Origin of the sequence: Mycetocola zhujimingii, assembly GCF_003065425.1 — a bacterium.
In the GTDB taxonomy this organism is placed as follows: Bacteria; Actinomycetota; Actinomycetes; order Actinomycetales; family Microbacteriaceae; genus Mycetocola_A; species Mycetocola_A zhujimingii.
Map to the genome: position 1 here is coordinate 844191 of NZ_CP026949.1, position 12961 is coordinate 857151.

Sequence of the window (12961 nt, forward strand, 5' to 3'; positions counted from 1 at the left end):
CAGCCGGAGAAACACGAGAGGGGTGCCGGCCGAAGCCAGCACCCCTCCCGATCTGTAAATGACGCTCTAGAGCGTGAGTGCCCTCGACAGCAGGTCTGCCTGCTCAGACGCGTGGCGCTTTGCAGAACCCGTTGCGGGCGACGCCGATGCGGCGCGGGAGACAACGCGGATGCTGCGCTCTCCGACGTGCTTCGATGCCTCGAGAGCGATGAACGGCCATGCACCCTGGTTCTCCGGCTCGTCCTGTACCCACACCAGCTCGGCGTTCGGGTACTGGGCGATCACAGCGGTGAGTTCGTCCTTCGGCAGCGGGTAGTACTGCTCGAGCCGCACGAGGGCGATCTCATCGTTCGGCTGCTTCGCGAGCTCGGAGACGAGGTCCCAGTGGATCTTGCCCGAGTGCAGCAGAACACGCTTCACCGCAGCCTTGTCCGTCACCCGGCCATCGTCGATCACGGGCTCGAACCTGCCGCTCGTGAAGTCCTCGACACTCGACGACGCGCCGCGGAGGCGGAGCATGGCCTTCGGCGTGAAGACGACGAGCGGACGACGGGGCCTCGCGTATGCCTGGCGGCGCAGCAGGTGGAAGTACGACGCGGGCGTCGATGGGCGGGCAACCGTCATGTTGTTCTCGGCGCACAGCTGCAGGTAGCGCTCGATCCGCGCGGACGAGTGGTCTGGTCCCTGTCCCTCGTAGCCGTGTGGCAGCAGCAGCACGACGCTCGAACGCTGTCCCCACTTCTGCTCGGCACTCGAGATGAACTCGTCGACGATGGTTTGCCCACCGTTGGCGAAGTCACCGAACTGGGCTTCCCACAGCACGAGCGCGTCGGGGCGTTCCACGGAGTATCCGTATTCGAAGCCCATGACCGCATACTCGCTCAGCAGCGAATCGTAGATCCAGAACCTCGCCTGGTTATCGGCGAGGTTGGCAAGTGGGAGCCACTCCTGGCCGTTCACGCGGTCGTGAAGGACGGCGTGGCGCTGCACGAAGGTGCCGCGTCGGCTGTCCTGGCCGCTCATGCGCACCGGGGTGCCCTCGACGAGGAGGGAACCGAGCGCGAGGAGCTCGCCGAATGCCCAGTCGATGTTGCCGTTGCGGCTCATGTCGAGCCGCTTCTGCAGAAGCTGCTGCAGCTTCGGGTGCACAGTGAATCCGGCTGGCTTGTTGTTGAACGCGTCGCCGATGAGCTGCACGACGGCCTCGGGCACGCCCGTGGTCTCAGGCTCTCCGGAGTATCCGTCGTCATCGGCCATGTCATCGAGGATGATGGGCGTCGACGCCGTCTGGGAGGCGTGGGTTTCCATGAACGCCCGCTCAAGGCGGTCCTGGAAGTCGCGGTGGGATGCCTCGTACTCGTCTTCGGTGATGTCACCACGACCGACGAGAGCCTCGGTGTAGAGCTTGCGCACACTGCGCTTCTGCTCGATGAGGTTGTACATCAGCGGCTGCGTCATCGACGGGTCGTCGCCCTCGTTGTGACCGCGCCTGCGGTAACAGATGAGGTCGATGACGACGTCCTTCTTGAATTCCTGGCGGTACTCGAGTGCCAGCCGCGCAACACGGACGACGCTCTCGGGGTCGTCACCGTTCACGTGCCAGATCGGCGCCTGGATCGTCTTGGCGACGTCGGTCGAGTACACCGACGAGCGGCCTTCACCCGGGGTCGTCGTGAAGCCGACCTGGTTGTTGACGACGAGGTGGATCGTTCCGCCCGTGCGGTAGCCGCGCAGCTGAGACAGCTGCATCGTCTCGAGCACGATTCCCTGGCCGGCCATCGCTGCGTCACCGTGGACGAGGATGGGGAGCGTTGAGTATGACCCGATCGGCTGGCGATCCTGCTTCGCGCGGACGATACCCTCGAGGACGCCGTCGACAGCTTCGAGGTGTGACGGGTTGGCCGCGAGGTACACCGGCAGTTCGCTGCCGTCGGAGGCGCTGAAGGTTCCCTCGGTGCCGAGGTGGTACTTGACGTCGCCGGAACCCGATGCCTTCTTGGTCGTTCCCTCAAACTCCTGGAAGACCTGGCCGTAGGTTTTGCCCGCGATGTTGGTGAGGACGTTGAGGCGTCCGCGGTGGGCCATGCCGATGGCGGCGCCGTCGAGCCCCGCTTCGGCAGCACCCTGCAGGATGGCGTCGAGCAGTGCGATGGTCGATTCGCCGCCCTCGAGGCTGAAGCGCTTCTGGCCGACGTACTTGGTCTGGAGGAAGGTCTCGAATGCCTCGGCCTCGTTGAGCTTGCCGAGGATGCGCATCTGCTCGTCGTGGGTCGGCTTGGCGTACGGGCGCTCCACCTTTTCCTGGATCCACTTGCGCTGCGCCGGATCCTGGATGTGCATGTACTCGAGGCCGATTGTGCGGCAGTACGAGTCGCGGAGCAGGCCGAGGATGTCGCGGAGCTTGGCCTGGCGCCTGTCGCCGAAGCCGCCGGTGACGAACTCACGGTCGAGGTCCCAGAAGGTCAGGCCATGGTTGAGGATGTCGAGGTCGGGGTGTGACCGCTGAACATATTCGAGCGGGTCGACGTCGGCCATGAGGTGGCCGCGCACCCGGAACGAGTTGATGAGTTCCTGCACGCGAGCGGTCTTGTTGACCGTGTCGCTGAGGTCGACCGAGATGTCCGGTGCCCAGTGCACCGGGTCGTACGGGATGCGGAGGGCGGCGAAGATGTCCTGGTAGAACGACTTCTGGCCGGTGAGGAGTTCGTGAACCTTCTTGAGGAACTCGCCGGAGCCGGCACCCTGAATGACGCGGTGGTCGTAGGTCGAGGTGAGGGTGATCGTCTTGCCGATGGCGAGCTCGACGAGCGTGTGCTCGCTCGCACCCTGGAACTCGGCCGGGTAGTCGAGGGCACCGGCGCCGATGATGCAGCCCTGCCCCTTCATGAGCCGAGGTACCGAGTGCTCGGTGCCGATTCCACCGGGGTTCGTCAGCGACACCGACGCACCCTTGAAGTCATCCGCGGTCAGCTTGTTGCTGCGCGCGCGGGTGACGAGATCTTCGTACGCGGCGAGGTACTCGCCGAAGGTCAGCGTGTCTGCCTTCTTGATCGCGGGAACGAGGAGCGCCCGGGTGCCGTCAGGCTTGGGAATGTCAACGGCGATACCCAGCCCGACGTGCGCCGGGGCGACGACACTGGGCTTGCCGTCGACGATGTCGTAGTAGACGTTCTGGCTGCGGAAATCCTTGAGGGTCTGGATCAGGGCCCAGCCGATGAGGTGGGTGAAGCTGACCTTGCCGCCTCGGGCGCGCTTGAGGTGGTTGTTGATGACGATTCGGTTGTCGATCATGAGCTTGGCGGGGATTGTCCGCACGCTCGTCGCCGTCGGAACCGTCAGGCTGGTTTCCATGTTGGTCGCGAGCGACTTCGCCATGCCGCGCAGCGGCTGCACGGTGTCCTGCGGTTCCTCGCGCTCGGCGTCAGAGCTGTCAGGTGCCGCCGGTTTCGTCGGGGCGGTGCGCGGGGCGTCCGCCGGGATCGGCGCAGCTTTCGGCTGCACAGACGTGGTCTTCGCTTCGGGCTGCGCTCCGATCACAGGGATCGGGGCAGTGAGCGGGTGCGAGGGAGGGGTCGGTCGCGTCGCGCCGTCGCCCTTCACTGGCGAGTAATTCTCGAGAATCGGCCACCACGACTGATCAACGGAATTCTTGTCGACAATGTACTGCTCGTACATCTCATCGACGAGCCACTCGTTAGCCCCAAATTCACCCGACGAACCGTCGTCAGTTCCCACACCGGTCAACTGGCTTGACACCGCCAGACCACCACTCTCTCCATTGAATTGAGCACAACAGCGACATCCGTGGGAAGCGCTGTCAGATCCAGTTATCAAGCCTAATCCCTTTGGCTTGATGCTGCGGCCCTTCGCTCGGATGAGTAGCGTGGACTTCATGGAGTTCTACGGGCAGGAACCAGATTTCGATCTCACCTATTCCGACGTTTTTCTCGTCCCGTCGCGGTCGGCGGTGACCTCGAGGCTCGAGGTCTCGCTCGCGCCGGGGGATGGGACGGCGACACGGATTCCGATCGTGTCCGCCAACATGAACTCGGTGACCGGCCCCCGCCTCGCTGCGACCCTCGCGCGGCGCGGCGGTCTCGGTGTGCTTCCGCAGGACATGCCGCTTCAGGACCTCGATTCCGCGATCCGCTGGGTCAAGGACCAGCCCGTCGAATATGACACGCCGATTGAATTCACCGCTGACGCCACCGTCGCTGACGCGTTACTCGTGACCCCGGCTCTGGCCGGCCACGGTATCGTCCTCAGGTCACCGGCCGGGGAGTATCTCGGATGCCTTCCGGCCACCGTGCTCGGGTCGACGCCCCCCGATGCGAAACTCGGTGATTTGCTGTACGAGAGGCTCACGTCGATCGATGCGGAAGACGTGACCGACCCGCGGAGCGCCTTCGACCTGCTCGTCGCGGCCGAGCTCGACTTCGCCCCAGTGCTGCGGCACGGAAAGCTGATTGGGACCCTGTCGCGTACGAGCGCGCTGAGGGCAACCCTGTATCGGCCGGCGGTTGATGCCTCCGGCCGGCTGGTTGTCGCGGCAGCGATCGGCATCAACGGCGACGTGGCGGCCAAGGCGCGAGCCCTCGCCGCTGCCGGCGTCGACGTGCTCGTCCTCGACACCGCGCACGGCCACCAGGAAGGGATGCTCAGAGCACTCGCAACGGTGAAATCGCTCGGTCTTGGACTCCCGCTCGTCGCCGGCAACGTCGTGACGCCGGTGGGCGTCAGCGACCTCGTCGCGGCCGGGGCCGACATCCTCAAGGTCGGAGTGGGCCCCGGTGCCATGTGCACAACCCGGATGATGACGGCCGTCGGCAGGCCGCAGTTCTCGGCTGTCCTCGAAACCTCGGCGGCCGCTCGTGACCTCGGCGCTCACGTGTGGGCAGACGGCGGAGTGCGCTACCCGCGGGATGTCGCCCTCGCGCTGGCCGCAGGAGCATCGAGCGTGATGATCGGATCCTGGTTTGCCGGAACCGTCGAAGCGCCGGGAACCCTGCACACGGATGCCGACGGGCGGCTGTACAAGGAAAGCTGGGGGATGGCATCCACCAAGGCTGTCCAGGAACGGTTCGGGCGACTCGACCCGTATGAGCTGGCTCGCAAGACACTGTTCGCCGAAGGAATCTCGTCGTCGAAGATCTACCTCGATCCCGGCCGCCCGAGCGTTGAGGACCTGCTCGACATGATCACCTCGGGAGTGCGGTCATCGTTCACATACGCCGGGGCATCGAACGTGGAGGAATTCAGGGAGCGCGCCCTTGTCGGCGTTCAGTCGGCAGCGGGATATGACGAGGGTAAGGCGCTGCCGGTGTCCTGGTAGTCGCCCTGTCCGCCGCTCGACCGGGTCTTCGGCCTCGCCACCTCAGGTGTTTCACGGCGGGAGCGATGGCCGCCTGCGTATAATTGCGAGCACAATGGACGACCCCCCTTCTGCTGACTCGCCCGCTTCTCAACAATGTGCCTCTCCCGCGTGGGAGGTGACCTGTGTTTGAGTGGATCATGCTCGGCGTCGGGTTGCTCCTGACCGTCGGCACCGGTCTCTTCGTCGCCAGCGAGTTCGCGCTCGTGAACCTCGACCGTTCCGAACTCGAGGCGCGCCAGGAGCGCGGCGAGTCACGGCTGGGCAGGACGATCGCCGCCCTGCGGATCACCTCGACCCACCTGTCGAGTGCGCAGCTCGGCATCACCCTCACCACGCTTCTCACCGGGTACACGATGGAACCGGCGATCACGACCCTGCTCTCGGAGCCGCTCGTCTCCGTCGGTCTCCCGGAGATCGCCGTCGTCCCCGTGGCGACGACCGTCGCGATTGTGGTGGCCACCCTGCTGTCGATGATCATCGGCGAACTCGTTCCGAAGAACTTCGCCCTCGCCCTCCCGGTCCAGACCGCCAAGCTGGTTATCCCGTTCCAGTCGTTGTTCACCGCGGTGTTCAAGCCAGCGGTTGTGCTGCTCAACGGCAGTGCAAACGGACTACTTCGTTCGATCGGGATCGAGCCGAAGGAAGAGCTGTCCGGCGCGCGCACCGCCGAGGAACTGTCGAGCCTCGTGCGTCGAAGCGCGGGAGCGGGCACCCTCGAGCGCGACACCGCGACGCTGCTGAACCGCACTCTGCAGTTCGCGAGCCACACAGCGGCGGATGTCATGACGCCACGGCCACGCGTCGAGGCTGTCCGCAGGGGAGACTCGGCGAGGCTCGTGGTCGAGCTCGCACGAACGACCGGTTACTCCCGGTTCCCCGTCATCGATGAGGACGCCGACGACGTCGTCGGCCTCGTGCACGTCAAGCAGGCCATTGCTGTACCTCGCGCCAAGCGCGGAGATGTGCCCGTGTCGGCGCTGCAGTCCGAGATCGTGCGTGTTCCCGAGACCATGCGCCTCGACGCGCTGCTCAGCGAATTGCGCGGCCGCGGCTTCCAGATGGCTGTCGTCGTCGATGAGTACGGCGGAACCGCAGGGATCGCGACTCTCGAGGACCTGGTCGAGGAACTGGTCGGTGAGGTCGCCGACGAGCATGACCGCACTCGAGCGGGCGTTGTCCGCACCCTCGACTCCATCGCCTTCCCCGGCGACCTCCGCCCGGATGAGCTGCTCGAACGCACGGCGATCTCGGTCCCGGAAGACGGACCATACGAGACCGTTGCCGGATTCGTGATGAGCGAGCTCGGCAGGCTTCCCGTGATTGGCGACACCGTGGAGATCGACTCCGGCACGCTGCGGGTCGATCGACTCGATGGTCGCCGTATCGATCGCATCCGTTACACACCGAACCCCCTCGAGGAAGGAGCCGACCATGAGTGACTGGGCTGGAATCGCCTGGCTCGTCGTCCTGCTGGCCGGCAACGCCTTCTTCGTTGGTGCTGAGTTCGCCGTCATCTCGGCGAAGCGATCGCAGATCGAACCGCTGGCCGAACAGGGCAAGCGCAGCGCCATCACCGCGCTGTGGGCGATGGAACACGCGACACTCATGCTTGCGACGAGCCAGCTGGGTATCACCGTGTGCTCGCTGCTGATCCTCAACGTGTCAGAGCCGGCGATCCACCATCTGCTGGAGGTGCCGCTCGCGGTCACGGGCCTCCCCGAGGAAATGGTCGGGACCGTTGCGTTCATCGTGACGCTGCTGCTCGTCTCCTACCTCCACGTCGTGTTCGGCGAGATGGTGCCGAAGAACCTCTCGTTCTCGGTGCCCGACCGGGCTGTGCTTCTCCTGGCGCCACCCCTGGTCTTCGTCGGTCGCGTCTTCAAGCCGGTGATCTGGGTGCTCAACGGGGCGGCCAACGCGGTCCTCAGGCTGTTCGGAGTGGAGCCGAAAGACGAGGCCACGTCGACGTTCACCCTCGACGAGGTGGCGAACATCGTCTCGCAGTCGACGCGTGAGGGCTTGCTGCTCGACTCGACCGGTGCACTCGTTGCGGCTTTCGAGTTCACCAACAAGAAGGTCATCGACGTCGCGATTCCCCTCGAGAACCTCATCACGCTTCCCGAGAACGCCACGCCGGCCGACGTCGAGCGCGCGGTCGCCAAGCACGGCTTCTCGCGTTACGTGATCGTCGACGAGCACGGGCTGCCGTCAGGCTACCTCCACCTCAAGGATGTCCTCAGCCTCGAGTCGGATGACGACGATGACGACTCGGACAAGCCGGTTCCCGCCAAGCGCATCCGCCAGCTGGTGTCGATCTTCGAGGACACAGACCTCGAAGACGCCCTCGCCATCATGAGGCGGTCAGGCGCTCACCTCGCCCGCGCGTTCAACAGCGAAGGCGATACGACCGGTGTGTTGTTCCTCGAGGACATCATCGAGGAACTCGTCGGCGAAGTTCAGGATGCCACGAGGCGGCACTAGCTGTTTGCGGGCGCCGGGTACGGCGCCCGCTCGTACTGGCCGGGCACGTAGTCGATGCGCGCGCCGAGCTCGGCCGCCGCACGCAGGGGGAAGTGCGGGTCGCGGAGCGCTTCTCGGCCGATCAGGACCGCGTCGGCGCTGCCCGACGCGACAATCTCCTCGGCCTGTGCTGCATCGGTGATCAAACCGACCGCCGCAACACCGACCCCGGCAGCAGCCCTCACTGACGCGGCGAACGGCACCTGGTAACCGGGCGAGAGCGGGATCTCGACGCCGGGGATAGCGCCACCGGTCGAGATGTCGAAAAAGTCTGCTCCGGCATCAGCGGCCCAGCGGGCCACCGTTGCCGTTTGGCCCTCGTCCCAGCCGTCAGGCGCCCAGTCGGTCGCCGAGAACCTGACGAACACCACGGAGTTCCCGGCGTTCTCCCTGACCGCCTCGACGACCCTGAGCAGCAACCGTGCGCGGTTCTCCAGCGATCCGCCGTAGCTGTCGGTGCGGGTGTTGACGAGCGGGCTCAGGAACTGGTGCAGCAGGTACCCGTGCGCCGCGTGGATCTCGAGCACACTGAAGCCCGCGGTGACGGCGCGACGCGCTGCCGCTGCGAAGTCGGCGACCACCCTGTCGATGCCGGCCTCGTCGAGTTCGCGCGGGGCGGTAAACCCGTCGAATGCGTCGGTTGTCGGGCCGACGGTCTCCCAGCCGCCGTCAGCGATGGGCAGGCTGCCGCGGCGCCCGTCGCTGCCCCATGGAGCGAAGGTCGATGCCTTACGCCCGGCATGGCCGAGCTGGATACCCGCTGCAGCACCGTGCGACTGGATGAACCGAACCACGCGCGCCCAGGCATCCGCTTGTTCGTCCGTCCAGATCCCCGTGTCGCGGTCGCTGATCCTGCCTTCGGGGCTGACCGCTGTGGCCTCGGAGATGACGAGTCCGGCGCCGCCGATCGCGAACTGGCCGAGGTGCACGAGGTGCCAGTCGGTGGGGACGCCGTCGCGCGCCTCGACCGAGTACTGGCACATGGCCGGGATCCAGACGCGGTTCCGGATCGTGAGGTTCCTCAGGGTGAGCGGCGTGAACAGGGCGGGCATCGATCTCCTCAGCGCGGCGTGCCTGGTGCACACCGAGGCTGTTCAACTTATCCCACCGGCCTCTATCGTGAGGGGATGGAGAGCGAATGGATGCCGTGGGCCGAGCGCGACGCAGCAGTGTACGTTGCGGTTCCCACCGAGCGCGATGATAAGTACAGCCGTGGCGTGCTTGGCATTGTCACAGGGTCAGCGGAGTATCCCGGTGCCGGGGTTCTCGGCGTTGAAGGTGCTGCGCGTACCGGGCTTGGGATGATCAGGTACCTCGGTGACGCGACGAAGCTCGTGTTGTCGCGGCGCCCCGAGGTGGTGACCCTTCCGGGGAGAGTGCAGGCGTGGCTCATCGGGTCAGGTACGGATTCGGGGGAGCTCGGTCTGCTCGGAACCCTCTTCTCGGATGCCCTCGCGTCTGGCGAGCCTGTGGTTGCCGACGGCGGTGCGCTCGAGATGGCGGCAGAGGCGCCGAGGGCGGGGGTGGTCGTCACACCGCACTACAGGGAACTGGCGCGCATGCTCGCGCACGTCGGGGAGAGTGTGTCTGCCCAGACCATCGCAACGACGCCGTCAGTCTGGGCCAGTCGTGCCGCTGACATCCTCAGGGTCACCGTGCTGCTGAAGGGCAGCACCACCTTTATCGCGGAGCCACTGGGAGCGCGGATCGCTGTCTCCGGTGCGCCCGGCTGGACAGCGACCGCCGGCGCGGGCGACGTGCTTGGCGGTGTGCTTGGTGCGCTCGTGGCAACGCACGCCGGCGGGGCGTTCGAACCCGGCACTCTCGCGCGGCTTGCTGCGTCGGCCCAGGTGCTGCACGCGACCGCCGCACAACGTGCCTCACAGGGCGGCCCGATCGTCGCGCTCGATATCGCAGAGGCGCTGCCGGACGCGGTCAGGCAGTTGCTCGCCATCCGCGGCGACTGACGACCCGGGCGAACTTCTCACAGGGACGTCCCAGCCTCGCGATGGTTGGAATTCCGCCGCTTCTCGCTAACATTAGTTTCAGCTTCAACTAATTGGACAACCGCGAGAACGGAATCAGCCATGCAGACAAGCACCAGATCACGGACAGCGGCAGCCCTGGCGGGACTCGCTGTCATCGGCGGACTGGCCGGGTGCTCAGCACCGGCCGGCCAGGCAGCGAATGACGACGGCAACACTCCGTCGGCGCCGGAGTCCGGCGCGGAATACACCGACGGCGAGTACACGGCGACGGGGGATTACACCTCACCGGGTGGTGAGGAGACGGTCACCGTGACGCTCTCGCTCGAGGACAGCGTCGTGACCGCACTCGACGTCACGGGGAGCGGAAACACTCCGAACGGCAAGAAGTTCCAGGGCGAGTTCATCGACAACATCTCGGACATCGTCGTTGGCCAGCGCATCGACGAGTTGAAGGTCTCCAAGGTCGCCGGCTCGTCGCTGACCAGCGGCGGATTCAACGCGGCAATCGATGAGATCAAGGGCGATGCCGACTGAGCCTGATGAGCTCGTGGCCGCTGGTGTTTCCGTCGCGGGCATCCGCTTCGTCAGAACACCGGGTTCTGTCGCATTCGACGCGATAGGCACGCGCTGGCAGATCGACTCGGAACGGCCGATCACGCCTGGTCTGCTCACGGGGATTGCGAGGCGCATCGACGAGTTCGACAGCGTCTGGTCACGATTCCGAGCTGACTCGACAGTGACGGAAATCGCCGCTGTCGGCGGAAGCCGGGATCTGGGGCCGGATGCTCCCGCCCTCTTCAGCCTGTACCGGCGCCTCGGCGAAGCATCAGGTGGCGGCGTCTCGCCGCTGGTCGGCGACGCGCTTGTCGCGCTCGGCTACGACGCGTCGTATTCCTTCCGCCAGAGCGGTATTCCGGCACCGGCGCCGGCGGTGGAGGACGTCGCCGCACTGAACGGCACGGTGCTCACCGTGAGCCGTCCCGTGTCGATCGACGTCGGCGCCGCGGGCAAGGGCTATCTCGTCGACCGCGTGTCCGAGCTTCTCCTGGCCGATGGGCATACCTCGTTCACTGTCGATGCGTCCGGCGACCTGCTGCACAGCGGCCCGCCGATCCGGATCGCACTCGAGCACCCATTCGACCCGGAACTCGCGATCGGAGTGCTGAGCTTTGCCGGGGGAGCGTTGGCCGCGTCGGCAACGAACCGGAGGGCATGGGGCAACGGACTGCACCACGTGATCGATGGTCGCACCGGCGAACCGGTGCGTGAGGTGGTTGCGACCTGGGCCACCGCCGACGATGCGGCCACGGCTGACGGTGCGGCGACGGCGTTGTTCTTCACGGGTCCTGTCGCGCTGCGTGCTTCCCTGGGGGCCGGAGGCTCGGGCATCGCAGGGGCCGATATCGCGGGCCGCGGTATCGAGGGCCTCCGTATGTTCACCGACGGATCGGTTGAGTACTCCCCGGGGTTCTCCGCCGAACTGTTCCGATGAGGTGTGTGCGATGAAAATTGTGCGACGAGAGGTGTCCCGATGAGAGATGTACCGGTGAGAATTGTGCCAACGCGAGCTGTTTCACTGCGGGGAGCGTTCGATACCGCGCTCGGTCGCGTCACGACCTACCGGCAGGTCCTTGTGCTCCTTCTCCTGCTGGCCGGGGTGAGCATGTTGCTGAGCGCGACCGGACTGCTCTTCTTCACGCCGCTTGAACTGCTGTGCGGGCTCCTCGTCGCCGTCGGTGTCAGTTACCTGTCCAATGCCGGGGTTGCCCGGCTGTTCCGGGTGGTTCCGCACGGAGAGTCGGCGCTCATTACCGGCCTCCTGCTGTTTTTCATTTTCCGCCCGAGTACCGAACCCGGTGAGCTCATCGCCACTGCGGCCGCGGCCCTCGCCGCCACGCTGTCGAAGTATCTCCTCGCCGTGAGGGGCAGGCACATTTTCAATCCGGCCGCTTTCGGTGCCGTGGTCGTCGGGGTAACCGGACTCGGCGTGTCGTGGTGGTGGGCGGGAAGCCAGGTGCTCCTCCCGGTCGTACTCGTCGGCGCGTTCCTCGTGCTGTATCGCACGCGTCGCCTGGCGATGGCCGGCGTCTTCGTCGGGGTGAGCGTTACCGTCATCGCCGCTGGACTGGTCGCGGGTGGCATGTCGATCGGTGCGGCGCTCCTCACGCCGTTCACCTCGTATCCGGTCGTGTTTCTCGCCGGGTTCATGCTGAGCGAACCCCTGACCCTCCCGCCGAAGCGCTGGCAGCAGCTCGCGGAGGCGGCGGTGGTCGGAGTGCTGTTCGCCCTGCCGTATTCAATCGGACCCCTCTACTCGACGCCTGAACTCGCGCTCGTCGTCGGTAACCTCCTCGCATTCGTCGCGACCCAGCGCCGTGGCATCCGCCTCGAGGTGTTGTCACGTCGTCGGATCGGACCGTCGATTGTCGAGATGACGTTCCGGCCGAGTGCGCCGGTGAGGTTTGAGCCAGGCCAGTACCTCGAGTTGCAGGTGCCGCACCGCCGTGCCGATGCGCGAGGGCAGCGGAGGATGTTCAGCATTGCGTCGCCACCGGCATCCGGCGAGCTGTCGATCGCGTACCGGGACAGCGCGAGCAGTTTCAAGGCCGCGCTCGGCACCCTCGAACCCGGCGAGCGCGTGCGGGCGACGGGAATCTGGGGCGACTTCCTGTTGCCGCGGGATACCTCGCGACCGGTGCTGCTCGTCGGCGCCGGTATCGGGGTCACACCGTTCCTCAGCCAGCTCGCCGCTGTCGGCGGGAGCGCTCGCGACATGGTGCTCGTGTACACCGTCGCGGATGCCGCTGAGCTGGCTGTGCTCGACGGACTCGACCTGTCTGGCGTTCGTGTCCTGATTCTCGCACCGGAGCAGCCAGAGCGCCTGGCGGACGGGGTCAGCTACCTCGGGTCCGGCCGCCTCGATCGTGACCGTCTTGCCGCCGCCGTTCCCGACGCCGGCTCGCGGGAGGCATGGGTGTCGGGGCCGCCCGCGTTCGTCGACGACATCCGGCCGATCCTCCGCGCCATCGGCGTGCGACAGATCCACAAGGATTACTTCTTGGGGTACTAGCTCACCGCG

Annotated in this window: 9 protein-coding genes; 7 read left to right on the plus strand and 2 right to left on the minus strand. The window is 66.1% G+C overall.

Going from position 1 to position 12961, the window contains the following annotated elements; all coding sequences use genetic code 11:
• Positions 1 to 66 precede the first annotated feature (66 nt).
• The gene (locus C3E77_RS03895) at positions 67 to 3756 is read right to left on the minus strand and encodes a multifunctional oxoglutarate decarboxylase/oxoglutarate dehydrogenase thiamine pyrophosphate-binding subunit/dihydrolipoyllysine-residue succinyltransferase subunit (RefSeq protein ID WP_108390428.1); all 3690 of its coding nucleotides are present in this window, start codon (positions 3754 to 3756) and stop codon (positions 67 to 69) included.
• A 136-nt stretch (positions 3757 to 3892) separates the two neighbouring features.
• On the opposite strand from C3E77_RS03895, the gene guaB1 reads away from it, so the two are divergent.
• The 3 genes from guaB1 (at position 3893) to C3E77_RS03910 (ending at position 7855) form a co-directional block, all read left to right on the plus strand.
• Positions 3893 to 5332, plus strand: a complete 1440-nt coding sequence (guaB1, locus tag C3E77_RS03900) for a GMP reductase (protein ID WP_108393030.1) — start codon at positions 3893 to 3895, stop codon at positions 5330 to 5332.
• Positions 5333 to 5511: 179 nt separating this feature from the next.
• Positions 5512 to 6813 (plus strand): hemolysin family protein, encoded by a 1302-nt coding sequence (locus C3E77_RS03905; RefSeq protein WP_108393032.1) that lies wholly within the window; start codon positions 5512 to 5514, stop codon positions 6811 to 6813.
• A complete protein-coding gene (locus C3E77_RS03910; RefSeq protein ID WP_108390429.1) occupies positions 6806 to 7855 on the plus strand; it encodes a hemolysin family protein in 1050 nt (349 codons plus the stop codon). Before C3E77_RS03905 ends, C3E77_RS03910 begins: the two co-directional genes overlap by 8 nt.
• On the opposite strand, the gene C3E77_RS03915 is transcribed toward C3E77_RS03910, so the two are convergent.
• Entirely contained in the window at positions 7852 to 8946 is a 1095-nt protein-coding gene (locus C3E77_RS03915; RefSeq protein WP_108390430.1) for an NADH:flavin oxidoreductase/NADH oxidase, read from the minus strand. The two genes, C3E77_RS03910 and C3E77_RS03915, sit on opposite strands and share 4 nt — an antisense overlap.
• Before the next feature lie 75 nt (positions 8947 to 9021).
• On the opposite strand from C3E77_RS03915, the gene C3E77_RS03920 reads away from it, so the two are divergent.
• The 4 genes from C3E77_RS03920 (at position 9022) to C3E77_RS03935 (ending at position 12952) form a co-directional block, all read left to right on the plus strand.
• Complete coding sequence (locus C3E77_RS03920; RefSeq protein ID WP_108390431.1) at positions 9022 to 9861, plus strand: ADP-dependent NAD(P)H-hydrate dehydratase; 840 nt, start codon at positions 9022 to 9024, stop codon at positions 9859 to 9861.
• A gap of 120 nt (positions 9862 to 9981) precedes the next feature.
• Positions 9982 to 10416, plus strand: coding sequence for an FMN-binding protein (locus C3E77_RS03925; RefSeq protein ID WP_108390432.1), 435 nt, complete (start codon positions 9982 to 9984; stop codon positions 10414 to 10416).
• A complete protein-coding gene (locus tag C3E77_RS03930) occupies positions 10406 to 11374 on the plus strand; it encodes an FAD:protein FMN transferase (RefSeq protein ID WP_108390433.1) in 969 nt (322 codons plus the stop codon). Before C3E77_RS03925 ends, C3E77_RS03930 begins: the two co-directional genes overlap by 11 nt.
• Positions 11375 to 11413: 39 nt before the next feature.
• Positions 11414 to 12952, plus strand: a complete 1539-nt coding sequence (locus C3E77_RS03935; protein ID WP_108390434.1) for a ferredoxin--NADP reductase — start codon at positions 11414 to 11416, stop codon at positions 12950 to 12952.
• Positions 12953 to 12961 lie beyond the last annotated feature (9 nt).

Excerpts from the sequence above, each read along its gene's own strand:
- guaB1 (WP_108393030.1), top strand. The coding sequence starts at position 3,893 with ATGGAGTTCTACGGGCAGGAACCAGATTTCGATCTCACCTATTCCGAC.
- C3E77_RS03905 (WP_108393032.1), top strand. The coding sequence starts at position 5,512 with ATGCTCGGCGTCGGGTTGCTCCTGACCGTCGGCACCGGTCTCTTCGTC.
- C3E77_RS03910 (WP_108390429.1), top strand. The coding sequence starts at position 6,806 with ATGAGTGACTGGGCTGGAATCGCCTGGCTCGTCGTCCTGCTGGCCGGC.
- C3E77_RS03915 (WP_108390430.1), bottom strand. The coding sequence starts at position 8,946 with ATGCCCGCCCTGTTCACGCCGCTCACCCTGAGGAACCTCACGATCCGG.
- C3E77_RS03920 (WP_108390431.1), top strand. The coding sequence starts at position 9,022 with ATGGAGAGCGAATGGATGCCGTGGGCCGAGCGCGACGCAGCAGTGTAC.
- C3E77_RS03925 (WP_108390432.1), top strand. The coding sequence starts at position 9,982 with ATGCAGACAAGCACCAGATCACGGACAGCGGCAGCCCTGGCGGGACTC.
- C3E77_RS03930 (WP_108390433.1), top strand. The coding sequence starts at position 10,406 with ATGCCGACTGAGCCTGATGAGCTCGTGGCCGCTGGTGTTTCCGTCGCG.
- C3E77_RS03935 (WP_108390434.1), top strand. The coding sequence starts at position 11,414 with ATGAGAGATGTACCGGTGAGAATTGTGCCAACGCGAGCTGTTTCACTG.